This is a genomic window from Myroides sp. 1354, assembly GCF_030324495.1.
GTDB lineage: Bacteria > Bacteroidota > Bacteroidia > Flavobacteriales > Flavobacteriaceae > Flavobacterium.
The window spans coordinates 1-19,441 of the sequence record NZ_JACAGN010000005.1 but is presented as its reverse complement, the minus strand read 5'-3'; the positions used below and the strand labels follow the sequence as shown (position 1 = coordinate 19,441).

Annotated in this window: 13 protein-coding genes; 2 read left to right on the top strand and 11 right to left on the bottom strand. The window is 35.7% G+C overall.

Translation table 11 applies throughout. The features are described 5' to 3' along the window. The 3 genes from HX004_RS06890 to HX004_RS06880 form a co-directional block, all read right to left on the bottom strand. Positions 1-1,179 carry a calcium:cation antiporter gene (locus tag HX004_RS06890; protein WP_286441611.1) on the bottom strand — a complete coding sequence of 393 codons (1,179 nt, stop codon included), beginning with the start codon at positions 1,177-1,179 and terminating at the stop codon, positions 1-3. 166 nt (positions 1,180-1,345) lie between these two features. Next, positions 1,346-1,921: a hypothetical protein gene (locus tag HX004_RS06885; RefSeq protein WP_286441610.1), complete on the bottom strand. Its 576-nt coding sequence runs from the start codon at positions 1,919-1,921 to the stop codon at positions 1,346-1,348. Between the two features lie 46 nt (positions 1,922-1,967). Beyond that, complete coding sequence (locus HX004_RS06880; protein WP_286441608.1) at positions 1,968-2,429, bottom strand: hypothetical protein; 462 nt, start codon at positions 2,427-2,429, stop codon at positions 1,968-1,970. Between the two features lie 182 nt (positions 2,430-2,611). On the opposite strand from HX004_RS06880, the gene HX004_RS06875 reads away from it, so the two are divergent. Then, entirely contained in the window at positions 2,612-3,421 is an 810-nt protein-coding gene (locus HX004_RS06875) for a tetratricopeptide repeat protein (protein WP_286441607.1), read from the top strand. 161 nt (positions 3,422-3,582) lie between these two features. Continuing rightward, positions 3,583-4,308 carry a hypothetical protein gene (locus HX004_RS06870; protein WP_286441606.1) on the top strand — a complete coding sequence of 242 codons (726 nt, stop codon included), beginning with the start codon at positions 3,583-3,585 and terminating at the stop codon, positions 4,306-4,308. A 100-nt stretch (positions 4,309-4,408) separates the two neighbouring features. Here the strand turns inward: HX004_RS06870 and nagB are convergent, their stop codons facing one another. From nagB to HX004_RS06830, 8 genes are all read right to left on the bottom strand, one after another. Beyond that, a complete protein-coding gene (nagB, locus tag HX004_RS06865) occupies positions 4,409-5,173 on the bottom strand; it encodes a glucosamine-6-phosphate deaminase (protein WP_286441605.1) in 765 nt (254 codons plus the stop codon). 272 nt (positions 5,174-5,445) lie between these two features. Continuing rightward, the gene (gene ggt, locus HX004_RS06860; RefSeq protein WP_286441603.1) at positions 5,446-7,122 is read right to left on the bottom strand and encodes a gamma-glutamyltransferase; all 1,677 of its coding nucleotides are present in this window, start codon (positions 7,120-7,122) and stop codon (positions 5,446-5,448) included. Between the two features lie 138 nt (positions 7,123-7,260). Next, positions 7,261-10,257 carry a protein translocase subunit SecDF gene (secDF, locus tag HX004_RS06855; protein WP_286441602.1) on the bottom strand — a complete coding sequence of 999 codons (2,997 nt, stop codon included), beginning with the start codon at positions 10,255-10,257 and terminating at the stop codon, positions 7,261-7,263. A gap of 140 nt (positions 10,258-10,397) precedes the next feature. Next, positions 10,398-11,333, bottom strand: a complete 936-nt coding sequence (locus tag HX004_RS06850; protein ID WP_286441601.1) for a malate dehydrogenase — start codon at positions 11,331-11,333, stop codon at positions 10,398-10,400. A gap of 80 nt (positions 11,334-11,413) precedes the next feature. Continuing rightward, positions 11,414-13,354, bottom strand: coding sequence for a DNA topoisomerase (ATP-hydrolyzing) subunit B (gyrB, locus tag HX004_RS06845; protein ID WP_286441600.1), 1,941 nt, complete (start codon positions 13,352-13,354; stop codon positions 11,414-11,416). 244 nt (positions 13,355-13,598) lie between these two features. Further along, entirely contained in the window at positions 13,599-14,048 is a 450-nt protein-coding gene (locus HX004_RS06840) for a hypothetical protein (protein ID WP_286441599.1), read from the bottom strand. Between the two features lie 152 nt (positions 14,049-14,200). After that, positions 14,201-16,003 carry a TonB-dependent receptor gene (locus HX004_RS06835; RefSeq protein ID WP_286441598.1) on the bottom strand — a complete coding sequence of 601 codons (1,803 nt, stop codon included), beginning with the start codon at positions 16,001-16,003 and terminating at the stop codon, positions 14,201-14,203. A 25-nt stretch (positions 16,004-16,028) separates the two neighbouring features. Beyond that, positions 16,029-19,052, bottom strand: coding sequence for a tetratricopeptide repeat protein (locus tag HX004_RS06830; RefSeq protein WP_286441597.1), 3,024 nt, complete (start codon positions 19,050-19,052; stop codon positions 16,029-16,031). Positions 19,053-19,441 lie beyond the last annotated feature (389 nt).

The following is a 19,441-nucleotide window of genomic DNA, read 5'->3' as shown; positions in this document are numbered from 1 at the left end:
TTAAGGATTAAAAATTAAAAGCATAAACACTACAAAGAGTACCAAGTGCATCATTCCCATAATTGGCGTTGTTCGCTTGCCAATAAAAGTCATCAAACTCAACAATAAAGTAATGACAAAGAGAATGGTCTCTGTAGGTGTCATACCAAATAAAACTGTTTTCCCGGTAATCAGTCCCACGATTAAAACCGCTGGAATCGTCAGTCCCACAGTAGATACAAAAGCACCATGACACAAGTTAATTGCACGTTGAAATTCATTGTTTAAAGCTGCTTTAACCGCCGTCATCGACTCAGGTGTAAATACGATAATAGCAATCAAAACTCCACCCAATAAAGGAGGTAAATTAGCCGCTTTAATTCCGTAATCTACTACTACAGCCATATTGTGAGAAAGCAATACAATGGGTAAAATCATACCTAGTAAAATCAAGGTACGTATCCAGATTTCCCTTTTATCTACCGGTACTGATTCTGTTACACCTTCCTCTTCTTGTCCTCCTACTTCATGACGTTCTACAAATAAAATTTCCATATTCCCTGCCTTCGGCTGAATGTACAAATGCTTGTAGCGCTTCATCTGCAACAGCAAGAAAAAGCCATAGAGCAAAATCACTAAACCAGCTAATACAACGGCTTGTATTGTGGTAAATTGACCTCCACCTGCTCCTTGGATGAAATTGGGCAATAACAACCCTATTCCACCAAGCATAATAATCATCCCCATATAGGATAAGGTTCCTTGAGCGTTATATTCTTGTTCACCAAACTTTAAGCCACCTAATAGAATACACAAACCAATAACCAAGTTCATGATAATCATCATTACAGAGAAAATAGAGTCTTTTCCAATAGTTGGATTTTCCCCTGGCCCTAGCATCACTGCTGCGATCAAAATCACCTCAATGGATACAATCGACAAGGTTAAAATCAACGTTCCGTAGGGCTCTCCTAGTTTATGGGCAAGCTCATCCGCTTCTTTCACTACGCCAAATGCCGCTCCAATAATCGTGAAGAGTAAAACTAAAAATGTTCCTAACGCAATCGTACCCGTAATCGTATCCCCTAAGATACTCTGGCCAAATAGCAGAAATAAAATCACAATTAACCAAACAGCAACTAGTCGAATTCTAGTCTTCGTTGGAAAAATCTCGGATAATAATAGTTTTGTAGTCGTCATTGTTTTTTAATCGTTTAAGTTTAAAATAACAGCACAAAATTACAGTCTGCATCCTACATTAAAATTATCATAGGATAAATAATGCAAGGAGTTCTTTATCGTAAAAGTGTAAAATTATTCAATCATGATAGTATAGTGATATTAGGTCATAAACTGTAAATTTTGGTCAGTATTTCACTAGTTCATGTGCTATCAATAATACATCTCTTTTGCGCATTTTAATGAGGTAGTTAAATGTCTTTGGAGGAAGTCCTAAAAAATAATAATCCATATAATTAAAATAAATATTCTCTTCATTTTTCACATCTGAAACTCCTAGCAATATAGCTATCCGTTTTTTTAGAAATGGCTCATGTACGAGCTGATCTAATTGCTCCATTAATTGCTTACTCTTTTGGATAAAAACTTTACCTTCTAGCGTTATTTCATCCTTATCTGTATAAAAAAGATTCTTTTCTTGAGCTAAACTACTAGAATCCAGCTGTTCTAAATAAAAAAAATAGGATTCCATATCTCGAATTACAGCAGCGTATTTCAACTCAATTTCGCGTTTTTCAAAACTATCTTTCTTAAGTGCAACACTTTCGCTCAACCACTTTATGTCTTTTTCTATATCCTTCCCATACATCAACATCATATGATCTAATTGCAAATCATAAGTCCCTTCACTGCGTTGACACCCCATACAGAAAGAAAAAAACAAAATTAAAAATCTGATTAACAGAAACTTAAATATTCTCATGTTTTTTATTTTTAATTAATTTATTCTTTTAATTTATGCATAACCTTTATTGATAAATGGTTAATCCAACAGTATTGATGCCGTGATATATTTTTGGTTTTGTATGGAATAATCTATTTTCATTAGCGACATTGCTCCAAATTGTATCATTCAAAATAATAATATGTCGTAGATAACTAAAATTTTGAACTACATTTTCAAATACAGATGTTGTTATGAAATCAAAAGTTTCTCCTTTACGCAGTATTATTTTTTGCCTATTCCTCGGGTTTGTAAAACTGTTTTTATTTCTATTATAAGAAATAATGTAACTAATTTCATTCTTACTATTTATAGTTTGAATCAAGTAATACTTATTTCTTTTTATCTTATTTAAATAGGTTAATTGTAATGACTCATACTTAATATAATCAGGTATTTCCTCATATTCATCTATCTTTCTATTTGTTGCACAACTGAAAATAAATCCTACTAGAAGTAAACTAATAAAAATCTTTTTCTTTTTCATACGAATGAATATTTTCAACAAGATACAGTAAAAATCAGTTTCTTATGTAAAAAAGGAATAGTAAAACTAAACAAGATACACTCTACTATTAAAAAAAAGTATAATCTATCAATTCGCTAACATTTACATTCTCTTTCTTACTATATTAGACGTCACATCAAACGATTCACTAACATCAACTAATGAGAACACGTATACTGCTGTTTTTTCTATGGGGATCCTTAGCTAGTTTGGGACAGTCCAAACAAGAAGATATCATCGACCAATACCTTACCCAAGGGGCTTATCACTATCATTATACCCAACAAGGATGGAATGACCAGATAGATTTAGCGCTTGCTCAGGATTCCACAATTGCTGTATTATGGCAAAACAAAGCTTTACCTTATTGGAAAATGAAAAAATACGATCTTGCTGTTGCTTGTTATGATCAAGCCGTACGATATGACAGAAAGGCCTATTTAGGAAGAAGAGGGTATTTAAAGTGTATTTTTCAACGCGATTATAAAGCTGCAATTGAAGATATGCAAATAGCAGAAAAAGAATATGGTTACGATTACCAAAATGATCATTCCTATGCCTTTTATATTGCGTTGTGTTACTTACAGCTCAACAACTTTGAACAAGCTAAAATCACCTTAGAAAAAGACTTAAATCGCACCATTCAAAAGCAGGGTGAATCTTGGCTTCATTACCTCGACCTATTTTATATGGGAGTTATTTACTATGAATTGAGAGACTATAATCAGGCGCATCATTACTTAGACAAAGCACTTGCTGAATATTCTAAATTCTCTGATGCTCAATATTATAAAGGTATGTGTTTTCTCGCTCAGAACGAAAAAAACAAGGCGAGAACGATTATGTTAGAAGCGCAAATCAACGCGAAACAAGGATATACGATTAACGAAGATGATGCTTTTTATGAGCCTTATCCTTATCAAGTAAATTGGCATATGGCCCAATGGACCATTCCTCAAGATATCCCGTAAACCAAACGGTTTATCTGCAACGGGAAAATATTCTCCTTTTTGAGGAAATTACATTACACAAAAATAGAGTCTCATTACAATTTTACGTTAATTGACGACAGTAAACCTTGTAAAATTGTTGATTTTTGAATCTTTGCGTTACATCCTTAAACACGCAAACCATGTCAACTACAGCAAATTTAAACTCTATATGGAATTTCAAAACACCTAAAAGGCGTTTTTGGAACTTATTTTTATTTTGGAAATCGCAGTCAAAGAATCAAGCGAAAATTCCAACGCCTAAACATATCACAAAATCCTGCAAAGGATTAGAATTAAAAGGAAATAAGATTAAAACCATCCTTTATTCTACTGATTTAGCGCTGATTGAGAATAATGATGCGGATGCGCTTTTAGCCGTTTATCCCTTTCCTCCATCTATTCAAATTATTAAAACACTCATTGCGTTTTCCAATAGACCTGTTATTTGCGGTATTGGTGGTGGAATGACACAAGGAGATTACGCCATTGAAATCGCGATACAAGCACAAAAATATGGTGCAGCAGCAGTCATTGTCAATCAACCTTTCAAAAATGAAGATATTGCTCGTTTGAAACAACAGCTATCTATCCCCATTATTTCTAGTGTTTCAACTTTAAATTTTGATTTTGATCAACGCATACAAGCAGGAGTGTCTTGCTTTAATGTTACGGGAGGACCAAACACAGTTGCCCTTGTTGAACATATACAACGTCACTATCCCAATTTTCCTATTATTTCAACAGGGGGTAAAACCTTTGACTCCTTGTACAATATCGTCGATAAGAAAATTAGTGCAGTAATATTAACTCCCCCATCCAATGCTGAACTTTTTCGTTCCATCATGGACAACTATAGACAAGGATAAAAAAGATTCATTTACCAATCCCCAAAAAAATAAGGTAAAAGAGGGTCCTATATTTGGGCTTCTTTTACCTTATCAATATCTTTAACCTGTATACAGTATACTATAACAATGCTGCAGCTTTATGATCTAAAACATACTCTACTTGTTCTAATTGTTGTAAAAAAGTAGCAGGAATAGCTGAGGATATTTCTCCTTTTAATGCTTTTTGAATAATCTCTGCCTTGCGTTCACTCAACGCTAGCAAAAAGATCTGCTTCGCTTGAACAATCGTTTGAATTCCCATTGTAATGGCTTGGGTTGGAACTTTTTCCATTCCTCCAAAGTCATCAGCTGCATCTTCACGGGTTATTGCATCTAATTGCACCAAACGCGTTAAGGAACCTTGCAAAGATCCCGGTTCATTAAATCCAATATGTCCGCTGCGTCCTATACCCAACAATTGCATATCTAATCCACCAAAGTCAGCAATCTTTTTTTCATACAAATCACAATAGGCTTGTATAGCATCCAAAGCTAATGTTCCGTCTGGAATGTGAATATGGTTTGTAGGAATATCAATATGATTAAACAGATTTTGCTTCATGAAGGTTACATAACTCTGTTCTTCTACTGGATGCATAGGATAATATTCATCCAAATTGAAAGTTACTACATTCTGAAAACTTAATCCTTCACTTTGATGCAAGCGCACCAATTCTCTATACACACCCTTAGGTGTAGATCCTGTTGCTAATCCCAAAATAGCAAGATCGCCCTTCTCTTGCTTTGCTTTAATTAATTGCGCAATTTTATCAGCTACATAAACAGATGCGTCATTTGCATTTGAGTAGACTTTAATGGCTTGTTGTAAAGAATGTTCTAGCACTTTGTTTATTGATTCATTTATGGTATAACCTTTAAAGAATACACAATAAAATACTCATTTCAGCTGTTTTATTGTTGTTATTCTAATTTGATTTACACTATTAATAATAATTCCATTCATAGGTTAAGAAGAATCTTTCCCCTTATTTAACCGACTTTCTTTTTCGTGTATCAAAAATACAAAAAATAAAAATAATTAACACATTTTTTTTGGTCAATCCCACGTAAATAGTAGCGTCGTCTAATTCTAACCTCCTTATTTGCTATACATTTTTAGTATCCTTTGGCAATATCGTCACCTCTCGGATCTGCACCTCCCTGATAACTACCATCATCATTAACTAAAATTCCTTCCACCTTCCCATATGGATTGCGTTCTTTTAGCACATACTTTTTATCTTCCAGCGCTTTTCTTGTTTTTACCTCGATTGCCTTAGGCTCGTAATCAATTTGATCTGGCAACCATTGATGATGAAAACGAGGAGCTGCGACAGCTTCTTGCATATTCATTCCAAATTCTACAACATTTAAGATTGTTTGAAATACAGAAGTAATAATCGTTGAACCTCCGGGCGTTCCCACCACCATATACAATTTGCCGTTTTTTTCCAAAATCGTTGGAGTCATGGAACTCAACATTCGTTTATTTCCTTCAATTGCATTGGCTTTTCCTCCAACTAATCCATACATATTAGGTGTCCCAGGTTTAACCGAAAAATCATCCATCTCATTGTTTAATAAGAACCCCGCTCCACCAACAATTACTTTTGATCCATAAGAATCATTTAATGTTGTCGTGGCCGAAACGGCATTTCCCTTTTGATCCACAATAGCATAATGCGTCGTTTCTTCGCTTTCATAGCCTTCAAAAACACCTGCTTTTATTTGACTACTCGGCGTTGCCTCTTTAAAGTTTAAATCGGACATTCGCCCAACATTATAGGCTTTATTTGTTAATTCCTCTTGAGGAACCTTCCAAAAATCGGGATCACCTAAGTGTTTTGCTCGATCCGCATAAACGCGTCTTTCGGCCTCAACCATCACTTGGATTGTCTTTTCAGATTGAAACCCCCATTGTTTTAATGGAAATCGTTCTACCGACTGCAAAAGAGCGATTAACGCAATACCTCCACTACTTGGAGGAGGCATCGAAATAACTTTCAAGCCCTTGTATTCTGAAACAATCGGTGTTCGCCAAACGGCTTCATATTGTTTTAAATCCGCCAAAGTAATCATCCCGTTACCGCGTTTCATTTCTTCTACAATAAGCTTCGCTACTTCACCTTCATAAAACCCTTTTCTTCCCTCTTGCTGTATGCGCTTTAACGTTTGGGCTAAATCGGATTGAACAAATAAATCTCCTTTATTCCAAGTCACTTGACTCGTCAAAGCTGTTTGCTGTGTGCTATACTGTACAAATACATCGTGATATTTAGTAAATTCTTTGGCTTGTTTTTCAGTAAGTCGAAACCCTTTCTCTGCCAAATCTATAGCAGGTTGAACCACCTCTCTCCAAGGCAATGAACCGTATTTCTCATGCGCTTTCACCATTCCAGCAATAGTTCCAGGTACGCCACTTGCCAATCCTCCTTTCATACTCAACGCTGCAATAGGCGTACCGTCTCCTGCCCAATACATATTTTCTCTTGCTTGTGAAGGAGCTTTTTCCCGATAATCCAACGCATCTGTTTTTCCATCTGCGCTGCGATAAATCATAAATCCACCACCTCCAATATTTCCTGCATTGGGATAAACAACAGCCAATGCTAATTCAACAGCAACGGCTGCGTCAATTGCATTTCCCCCTTTTTTTAATATATCTACTCCTACTTGGCTACTTTCTGGATGGGCGGACACCACCATCCCATTTCTGTAGGTAACTGGATTTTGAGCTATCCCTGCTCCAAAAAATCCAAAGAGTAGAAAAACAACGATTCCTATTTTTTTCATTGTGACTATCTTTTATTTTCTTCTACTACAAATCTAAAAAACACTTTTTTAGTAGAAAAACAAAACCTCATTTAAAACAAAAAGAGGAAGTAGTTACCACTACTTCCTCTTTCCTATTTTGTTTCAGTTCTTGAAAAATTATGCTTGTTCTGCAGCTAATTCTTCTTGAGCTTCTTGGTGTAATCTTTCGATTTCTTCTTTATCTTTTCTAGGCATTGTATCAACTAATACAGGCGTAGCTAAGAAGAAAGATGAATAAGTACCAACAACAATACCAATTAACATAGCAAAAATAAATCCACGGATAGAATCTCCACCAAAGATGAACATAATCAATAATACAAAGATTAACGTCAATGATGTATTAATTGTTCTCGATAATGTTGTATTTACTGAATCATTTACAATCTTATTGAAATCACCTTTTGTTTTACCAGCGATAAACTCACGCACACGGTCAAATACAATTACAGTATCGTTCATCGAATAACCAATTACAGTCAAGATAGCCGCGATAAAGTGTTGATCGATTTCCATGTGCCATGGCATAAATTTGTATGTCAAAGAGTAAACTCCTAATACAAAGATTACGTCGTGCGCAACTGATACAATAGCTCCTAAAGAATATTGCCATTTACGGAATGAAATTACTAAGTAAACGAAGATAGCAGCCATTGAACCTAAAACAGCCCAATAAGCATTTTGTTTTACGTCTTTTGCAACACTTGGTCCGATTTTAGAAGCTTGAATAACTCCATAAACTTTACCTTCCGTAGCATTAACGAATTCTTCGTACGTAATATCTTTCGCGTAGTATGATTTTAATCCGTTGTACAATTTCTCATTCACTTCTTGGTCAACAGCAGCACCTTCTTCTTCTACTTTATATTTAGTAGTGATTTTCAATTGCTCTTTGTTACCAAAAACTTTTGCTTCAACGTTTACACCGAATACTTCTCCTAATTTTTCACTTACCTCATTAGCAGAAACGGCTTTATCAAATTTCACTTGGAATGTTCTACCTCCAACGAAATCCGTTCCTTCATCAAATCCATTGATAAAGAATGAAGCAAAAGAAACTACAACGATTAAAGCAGAAATACCATACGTTGTTTTCTTCATTTTCAAGAAATCGAAATTGAAGTTTGTAAACCAGTTTTTCGTGATATTCGTTGCAAACATTAAAGTTCTTCCTGCTTTCACGTCTCTATCCATAAAGATACGAGCGATGAAGATTGAAGTAAACAATGAAGTAGCAATACCAATTAATAAAGTAGTAGCGAATCCTTTGATAGGTCCTGATCCGAAAGCGAATAAAATAACCCCAGTAAGGATGTGCGTTACGTTTGCATCTACGATTGGACGCATTGCACCATGCCAGCTGTAAGATTCTTTAATTGTATCCGCCAAATTCATACCCTTTCGCAGACATTCTTTCGCGCGTTCAGAGATAATAATATTCGCATCTACCGCAGTACCCATGGTTAATACGATACCGGCAATACCTGGTAATGTCAATACAGCACCTAAGCTAGCTAAGATACCGAACATGAATAATAAGTTGGCTAATAACGCAATATTTGCATACCAACCCGCTCTACCGTAGTAGAAAGCCATCCATAACCAAACAACGATTAAACCAGCAATCGCAGATAACATACCTGCATCAATTGCTTGTTGTCCTAATGATGGTCCTACGATTTCAGATTGTACGATATCAGCACCTGCAGGTAATTTACCAGCACGTAAGATATTTGCTAAGTCTTTTGCATCAGCCACAGTAAAATCACCTGAAATAGATGATCTACCACCAGAGATAGCTCCGTTTGTAACCCCTGGAGCCGAATAAACTACGTTATCTAAAACGATAGCGATATTCGAGCGTTCAGCATATGCTTTTCCAGTTAATTCTTCCCAGATCTTAGCTCCTTTTGGACTCATTGTCATTCCAACAACTGGACGACCGAAGTTATCATATTCGTCTTGTGCACCTGTTACTACACTTCCGCTTAAAGGAGGAACTCCTTCACGGTTTGTTTTTAATGCATATAACTCAACGATATCTGGTGCTTTTTTACTTGGTTTACCCCAAACAAAACGAGCGTATTTTTGATCAGCTGGCAACAAGTTTCTAACGTCTTGACGTTTTAATAAACCATTTACCTTTACTGTATCTTTTGTTTGAACATAGCCTAAAATTGGGCTTCCTTGTTGTCCACCTCCAACGAATAAGCTGAATAAAGGACCCAATTCTTGCAATTGATCCGTTTCAGTCGAATCAGCTTTGATTCCACCTAATAATGCATCAACATCTGTTTTTGTTGAATCTTGAACTTGTTCTGTTGTTTTTGTTTCAGGTTTAGCCGCTTTTTCAGTTGACTTTAAATACTCATTAGCAGAAGCTAAGTAGTTTCCAATTTCCTCAACCTTATACGTTTCCCAGAACTCTAATTGAGCAGTACTCTGTAAAAGATTCTTGATACGATCTACATCTTTTGCACCTGGCAATTCAACTAAAATACGTCCAGTATCACCAAGCATTTGAATATTGGGTTGTGAAACACCAAATTTGTCAATACGCTCTCTGAATACGCGATACGCACTCTCAATAGATTCTTTTACTTTTCTGTCTAAGATAGCCTTTACTTGGTTATCTGACATTCCTACTGTAATCTCACTTAAATTTCTGTTTGCAAAAATATCTCCAGAAGCTAATTTTACACTTCCTTTTGATTCTTTTTCAAAAGCAGCATAAAACGCATCAAGGTAACTTTGATTACCTTGTCTCATTGTCTCAGCCTCTGCCAATGCTTTATTAAAAACAGCATTTTTCGAATTATTCGCTAATCCTTTAAGGATATCTTTGATTGAGATTTGTAACGTAACGTTAATACCTCCCTCTAAATCTAATCCTTTGTTGATTTGTTTAGCTCTTACTTCATTAAATGTCTGTCCTAAAAAAACTGTTTGGTTACCAATAGAGTCTAAATAGTGTAATTCTTTCTCAGAATCCCCGTTAGCAAAAGCTTTCGCTTTGTCCTCATAATGGCCTGTAACAAAGGTGAAAGACAACTGATAAATACTTACCAGAGCAAAAATTATTGCAAAAAATTTAACAAGTCCCTTGTTTTGCATTATTACTAAAAATTAATTAATTATTTTTTTAAAACGAGCAAATATAAAATATGATGCTAGATTAACCAATTCTTTTGGCAAGTTTATCGCTAAAAAAACAAGGAATTTCACTTCTATTTGCTCGAGCTGTTATAATTATTTTATGAAAGTATGTTATGAAGTTCTTTATTTACCTCTTTAATAGCTTCCGCACTCTTACTAAATTCTTCTTTTTCTTCTTTATTTAAAGCCACATCTACGATTTTCTCGATGCCGTTTCTTCCGATAATACAAGGAACACCAATAAAAATATTTTGTTCCCCATATTCTCCTTCCAATAAAGTTGAACAAGGTATTAATTTTTTTCTATCGTGCAAGATACTATCCACCAATTGTGCTACTGCTGCACCTGGTGCATACCAAGCGGAAGTCCCCAATAGTTTAGTCAAGGTAGCTCCACCAACCATCGTTTGTTTCACTACTTCTTGCTGATCTGCCTCTGATAATAATTGAGTAACTGGAATTCCCTTATACGTTGCTAAACGGATAAGCGGAATCATCGTTGTATCACCATGACCTCCAATAACCATTCCTTCGATATCCGCTACTGGTTTATCTAATTTTTGACTTAGAAAATACTTGAAACGCGCAGAGTCTAATGCCCCTCCCATTCCGATAATTCTATTCTTAGGCAAACCCGATATTTTCAAAGCAGCTAAAGCCATTGTATCCATTGGATTAGTCACAATAACAAAAATAGCATTGGGAGAAACTGTCAATGCATTCTCCATCACACTTTTTACAATAGCAGTATTTGTTCCAATTAATTCTTCACGTGTCATTCCTGGTTTTCTAGGAATTCCGGAAGTAATCACAACAACATCACTGTTTACTGTACGGGCATATTGTTTAGTTACCCCTTTGACAACGGTGTCAAAACCTGAGTTAGCAGCGCATTGCATGATATCCATCGCTTTACCTTCAGCTAATCCTTCGGCAATATCCACAAGGACTACCTCGCTTGCTATTTGCCTAAATGCGATAACTTCAGCGCATGTAGCACCAACGTTACCTGCTCCAATTACAGATACTTTCATAATTAAATGGCTTTAAAGTTTTCGTTAAACAAAAAAAGGTCAATGCAATATGCTTGACCTTTTATTTTAGATATTTTTAATTAAGCATCGATTTTCGCGTACGTTGCATTTTTCTCAATAAAATCTCTACGTGGTGGAACTTCATCCCCCATCAACATTGAGAAAACTAAATCGGCTTCTTTTAAATCGTCAATTCTAACTTGTCTTAAAATACGGTGCTCTGGATTCATTGTAGTCTCCCACAATTGTTCTGCATTCATCTCTCCAAGACCTTTGTATCGTTGTACACTTGATCCATTACCCATTTCTTCCATTAAATCGATGCGTTCTTCATCGCTCCACGCATAAACTTTGCGTTGTCCTTTCTTCACCATATACAAAGGTGGAGTTGCGATAAATACGTGTCCATTTTCAATCAATCCTCTCATATAGCGGAAGAAGAATGTCAAAATAAGCGTTGCAATGTGGCTACCGTCCACGTCGGCATCACACATGATTACTACTTTATGGTAACGCAATTTTTCAAGATTCAGAGCTTTACTATCTTCTTCTGTTCCAATCGTAACACCCAAAGCAGTAAAGATATTTTTAATCTCTTCACTTTCGAACACTTTGTGTCCCATGGCTTTTTCCACGTTCAAAATCTTACCACGCAACGGTAAAATCGCTTGGAAATTACGGTCGCGTCCTTGTTTGGCAGTTCCACCCGCCGAGTCACCCTCGACAAGGAATACCTCACATTTCGTTGGATCTTGTTCCGAACAATCCGATAATTTCCCAGGAAGACCTCCTCCTGTCATTACGGTTTTACGCTGAACCATTTCGCGTGCTTTTTTCGCAGCATGTCTAGCTTGTGCAGCCAAAATTACTTTTTGAACGATAATTTTAGCGTCGTTTGGATTCTCTTCTAAGTAATTCTCCAACATTTCTGCTACTGCCTGACTTACAGGAGAAACAACTTCTCTATTCCCCAATTTCGTCTTTGTTTGACCTTCGAACTGTGGTTCCATTACTTTAACAGAAATAATAGCTGTTAACCCCTCGCGGAAATCATCCCCACTAATTTCAAATTTCAATTTATCTAACAACCCCGAAGCATCAGCATATTTTTTCAACGTACGTGTTAATCCCATACGGAAACCTTGTAAATGCGTTCCTCCTTCGTGTGTATTAATGTTATTTACATAAGAATAGATATTCTCTGAATAGGTATCATTATAGACTAACGCAACCTCAACGGGCACATCTCCTTTATCTGATTCCATCCAGATTACTTCGTTGATAATTGGCGTGCGATTACCATCTAAGAATTTAATAAATTCTTTTAATCCTTCTTTAGAAAAGAAGACTTCATTTTTAACTTCACCTTTTTCATTTACCTCACGTGCATCTGTCAACGTGATTGTCAATCCTTTGTTTAAGAACGCTAGTTCACGTAAACGAGAAGCTAAAGTATCGTATGAATATTCTAAGGTTTGTGTAAAGATGGTTGGATCGGGTTTAAACATAACTGTTGTCCCTCTCTTATCCGTTTCACCAACTACTTTTACTGGAAATAAAGCTTTACCTTTTGAATACTCTTGTTCGTAGATTTTTCCATCGCGGTAAACCGTAGCTCTCAATAAATCAGATAAAGCATTCACACACGATACTCCTACCCCGTGTAAACCTCCTGATACTTTGTATGAGTCTTTATCAAACTTACCTCCTGCACCAATTTTGGTCATTACTACCTCTAAAGCGGATACACCTTCTTTTTTGTGTATATCAACAGGAATACCACGACCGTTATCTTCAACAGAGATGGAATTATCCTCGTTAATAATTACATTAATGGTATCACAGTGACCTGCTAATGCCTCATCAATAGAGTTATCTACTACTTCATATACAAGGTGGTGTAATCCGCGCACTCCTACATCTCCAATATACATGGAAGGACGCATTCTTACGTGCTCCATTCCTTCTAGTGCCTGAATACTATCGGCTGAATAATTTCCCTTATTTACTTCTTGGCTCATAATAATTTTCTAAAATAAGTAACGTACAAATATAGCTTTTTTATAACAATTTATCAACTTCTCTACTTCTTATCTCAAGGTTTTTCATCTTTAATCTAAACATTTCCAACAAAAAACAGAAGGTCTCAAATTACAATAATATTCCATCTTTTCACAATAAAGTTTAACTTAATTTTCACCCCTTATCCCAACAAAAAAAGGTGTAAACTCTCGCTTACACCTATGTTGTTATTGTTTTATTTTTTTATTCTAAAAAGTTAACCGTAAAATCACAATTATTAAATGAAAACGAATCATGTAATTTACGTCCCAAAAGCGCCTTTGCAATGGGTGCATCCATAGAAACACCTAAAACCGATACTTCGTCTACGGTTACTTTCGGCAAGGCAGCAGCCAAAAATAGATAAACTGTATTGACTTTTACAATGCTTCCAAACTCCACGACATCTGAGTTTTTATTCTCATCTATGCGTTTGACAACCTCTCGTAAATCGAGGCTTTCTCTGATTTTTTTCGCTATATTTTCTTGCTCTAGATGCATCATGGATAAAGCCGTTTCGTGTTTATCTCCCGCAGAGCTTTTCGCATCTGTTTGAGCATCCACCGCTAAATCCTCGACAATGCCTCGAAGGGCATCAATCTTATCATCTAATCGCTGTATAAATGTAGCTTTTAATTCTTGTTTTAGTGTCATTTCTAATTTCTTAAATACCTGATAGGTTCTGTATTGCTGTTTGAGCGACAAAAGTACTTCAATAAAGTATTAAAAAAAATTAAAAAATGAGAATAAAACGGTTTTAAACTAAAAAAATATGATTTTTAACAATATTTAAATCGTAATTGTTCTCAAAAGTCGAATTTATAAATAGCTCCTCCCATCACTTGTATCCCTTGTGACTTGAAACTTCCCCATTGATTATAGTTTTCATTCAATAGATTATTTCCCTTTAAGAATACGGTCCAGTTTTTCGTAGGTCGATACCCTACCTTTAAACTTAAATCCGCATATCCATCCACTTTTCTCTCCATGCTTTTTGGCATAACAGCAGCATCGGTTCCATACCCTTGATCAACGAACCAATCTTTTCGCTCTCCTACATATTGTAAATCAACACCAGCAAACCATTGATCCGTAAAATTAATCAACACATCGGCTCCTACTTTAAAATCAGGTAATCCCCACGCTTCTCCCGCATTTGATTTGTAGTGATTGTACTCTCCTCTAATGCCCATAATCACAGTATTATCCAAATCAAAACGCAACTCTCCAAAAAGGTTAAACGTTTCTACTTCAGCATAAACTACATCCATAGCATTCCCGTACAAATAATTCATTCGATTGACATTAGAAGAATACGGAGTAGAAATAAATAATGCTTTGTCATTTTCCTTGCGGTAAGATGCCTTTACATTATAAGAAACGGTATGATCTAACTTTCCTTTCATCCCTGCATAAAAATCATAGGTTTTATCTGTTGGCAACAATCCCGCTTCTGGTGAAACAAATGGATTTTGATCTACAAAATCTTTGAATGTATTTTGCGTTAAATTCCCATCAATTCCAGCATAAGCAATTACAATATTCGGCACTAAGTTATAAGACGCCTTAACTTGTGGATAGAATTTAAATACATTATCTGAGTTCCCTCCTACTTTTCCATTGTTGTAATACAAACCTACCCCTAATTGCACGAAGTAATCATCTCCTTTAAAAACAACACTAGGCTCTGCTCCAAATGTAAAATGCTGATCTTTCAACTTAACAGTTTGAATACTGTTGTTTGCAAAATTGACCGTTCCATCTGCATCAAAGAAATTTTGTTTTTTATAATCCGAACTCACATAATCCACAACTACATTCAACTTCCCTATGATATTTTCATCAATAGCCGTTTCTACTCTTGGCTTAAATACAAAGTGATTTTCGGCACGATCAAAATCGTCACTAAAATTATTGTAATACACATCAATCCCTTTGATTGGCAAATCTTCAAAAGATACTGATCCATCAAAATAGAACGATTTATATTTTTGTTTTGGATTAATACTCACCACTGTACTCTGCGGAATCGAATCTCCCATTTCCTCCTGAGGTAAACCATACCAATTCAAGGTTTGGTAAGATCCTCCTACTTCTGTATTCCATCCAATTTTCTTTTTCTGACCTGAAAAATTAATTCCCGCTTTTGTCTTAGAAAAATCATCATCTAAAAGCAAGTTCTTAATTCCCCCTTGAGAAGAGAAGTGATTCACAAATCCCGCTATATAACTATCTGGATCAATTTGACTACTCAAAAATAACTCTCCATTAATATTCGTATAATTACCGATAGCGAATAATGCATAATTGTCAAAACGCTCTAAATTGCGCTTTGCCTCCACTTTTGCAGCCTCTCCTTTCGTGGGCACGAAGGTAGATGCTACGGGAAAAGAAGTAATGGTATAAATCACTTCTTTCTTTTTACTCTTAACATCTTCGTCTAAATTAGGAACTTCTCTTACTTTAAATGCTTCCGAAACAGTAGCGTCATAACGTCTTACCACATCAACAACCTCTGTTCCTAAATCACTTTTATTTTTATCTTGAGCAACCGCTGTACCAACGAACAAAACACTTGATACAAAGGTTAATATTTTTATCTGCTTCATAATTACTTTCTAATTCGATTAAACCTTACTGTACAACAGATGAATTGCTTTTCGCCTCTTGGCTCTTAATGGTGTTCAATTCTTGCTGTGCTTCCGCAACAACATCCGCAAATTCTCCAAAATTCTTAATAACGCTATCCAAGATGTACGTTGCTTGGTATGCATCTTTTAAACTATAGAAATTTTTAGCCATTATCACCAATCCTTTTGCTCCATAATACTTATAGGTTGAATAGTCTTTTGCCAATTTCTGAACACTTTCATTAGAAGCGTCAAACTTATTGTCCATGCGCTTAAAGAATGCATCGTAGTACAAAGCTTCAGCAGCCAATTCTCCTTTGGCAATTTTTGCTACATCTGCATACCCTTTTTTCGCTTTGTCATATTGTTTATTTGCAAAAGCGGTTCTCGCAATAATAATCTGCGCATCACTTTTAACCTTATCGTCAATTTTCGCTAATTTCAACACTTGTTCAGCGTAATTTAAAGCATTCGTATAATCTTCTTCTTGATAATACAACTTCATTAAATTCGATTTCGCAAACACTTTATTTTGTTCTTGTGCAGCCTCATTTTCCAATCGACTCAACATCAATAACGCCTGATCAGTATCTTTGTCTTTCAAGTAGATTTCTGATAAACGCGATAAACTTACCTCTACATATTCATTTTTGTTTCCTTCAACAACAGCTAAATAATGAGGTTGTGCTTTCTTCAGATTGTTGGAAGCAAAATACATTTGCCCCAAATAGAAATGAGCATGCAAAGCCTTTAGTCCTTTTGGATATGCAGCCAAATATTTCTCGAAACCGGTAATTGCCGCTTGTGTATTGTTTTGCATATACTGCTTTTCTGCAGACTCATAGGTATCCTTATCCAATTCTAAATCACTCACACTAACAAATGACAGTCCTTTTACCCAAGCACCATATTCATCCACCTTTCCTTGATCTACATAAACTAATCTAGCATTTTGAACCGCTTCGATGGCTTCTGCACTGCTAGGATACTTCGCTACTACTTCTTTAAATTTCACCAAAGCATCATCTGCTCTATTGGCGTTATACTGAATTAATCCCTGACGCAATAAAGCCTTAGAAGCATAAGAGCTCTTCGGATAATTTTTCAGTAATTGATCAAAAATAGGCGTAGCCTTTTGCGGCTGTTGCATCACAACATAGGTCATCCCCAATTCATACAACGCATTATCTGCTAAGCTTGATTTAGGATAATCTTTGGTAAAGGCAATTAAATCGTCTGCTTTTTTCTGTAGTCGATCGACAAATCCATAAGCTAATGCTTTTTGAAAACGCGCATACTCTACATCTACTTTATTGGCGTCAATTACTTTATTATAAGCCTCCATTGCTGGCCAATACCCCCCTTCTACAAATTGACTATCCCCCAATCGAAGGTAAGCGTCAATACGCCTTGCTTCATCTTTGGGTGCTGTTGCGATAAAACTCTGAAATTGCTTCGCCGCATTACCGTAATCTTTCTGCTTAAAATACGTATAACCTAATCCGTAGTTTACATTTTTATACTCATTGGTGTTCTTAGCCTGTGGGCTACCTAAAAAACTTACATAGGAAGAAATTGCCTCAGAAAAATTATTCAACGCATAATTTGATTCCGCTTGCCAGTAATATGCACGAGCCGTAAATACCCCATCTTGACGTTCTACTAACGATTTAGTAAACATCGACAAAGCCTCGTTATACTTCCCTTCAGCAAACAACTCCAAACCGCGATAAAAAGTCACTTTTTGATAAGCCTCTTTATTTGCAGTCGTTTTGTTTTTCTCTAAAAGAGCTAAAGCTTCAGTAAAGTTTTTAGAAGTAATATAAGAGTCAATCAACAATCCCTCCATTTCCTCTCTATACGGAGAACTCGGGTATTTTTCCATGAATCCGCTAATTACTTTTGGCGCACTTTGGTAAGCATTTCCGATATCATAACTCAATTTCCCATAATTCAAAAAAGCATCTTCTTGAATACTCGCATCAAAACGCATCTCTGATGCATTTTTAAATGCATTCAACGCTTGTGTTTTTTTATGGGTATGCAAATAACTCTCTCCTAAATGATAATATGCATTTTGCGCAATAGCGTTATCTCCATCAATAATTTTATTGAATTGTTCAATGGCTTTCTCATAGTCTTTTGACTTGTAATACGCATAACCTAATTGATAGTAATCCGTATTGTTCCACTTGCCATTTTTTCCTTTATACTCTAAAAGATAAGGAAGAGCCTTATCATATTGCTTGAGGTTGAAATAACTTTCCCCTATGATTTTTGCAAGCTCTGATTTTTCTTGAGGATTCGATTTATTGATTTGCGATAAACCATCTGCAATCGCCTGTTCGAAGTTTCCTGTTTTGAAATTCATATCCGCTTGGAAGTACCCCATTTTCTCTTTGTACTTTTCCTTGCTTTCCACCTTTTCAAACAGTTTTTTAGCATCGTCAAAATTGTCTGTATCATAAGCAATATACCCTAAATAATAGGTTGCCTGTTCCCCCCATTCTCCTTTTTGACTTACTTTTTCTAAGTATTTTTTTGCCTCTTTTCTATTTTTCATATAGAACGAACTATATCCTTTTTCAAAAAAGAATCGATCAGCTACTTTTTCTGTTTCAATGACGTGATCCTTCACTTTTGCAGCATAATGTGCTGCTTTTGCAAATTGACCTCTAGTGAAATAATAATCCGTTGCTTCTATATATGCAATATTCTGCTTCGAGCTCGTTGGATAATTGGCTACAAAATCATCAATTTTGTTTTCCGCTCCACTTTGATCCAATCGAATTGCACAATTGGCGATATAATATGCACAATCCGCTTCTATTTCTCTGTTCTCTGAACTATTTTCTTTTTTTATTTTATCAAACAATAGTTGGGCCGCTAAATACTCTTGTTCATTATACAGCGCCACTGCATGATTAAACGTTGCATAAGGACCCGTATATACAGCCGTTTGCTGTGCATAAAGGCTCATACTACCCACTAGTGCAGCTATACAAGCCAACCTATTAATTCTACGCATTGATTTTCTATTTATTTTAGTGTCAAATATAACGATTTATACCCTTTTTAAACAGCCTATCCCTATAATTTATTGTGCAAAAAACGAAAAAGTTATCCAAGATTGGTTAGCAGCTAGCGGTTGATTTTTGCTTTTTTGTTTTTTTGTTTTTTTGCTTTTTTGTTTTTTTGTGCAAATTCTAAATGAATTCTCACCAGCCCCTCACCCCCTCACCACACCAACACACCACACTACACCACACCACCACCTCATCAACACAAAAAAAACCACTCCCTACAAAAGGAATGGTTTTTCTTATTTATGACTATCTTCTGTACGTCCCTGATATAGGTTGACCATAAAAAGTCAATTTTTATATGAAAGCTAATGTCAAAACTATCCAAAAAAGT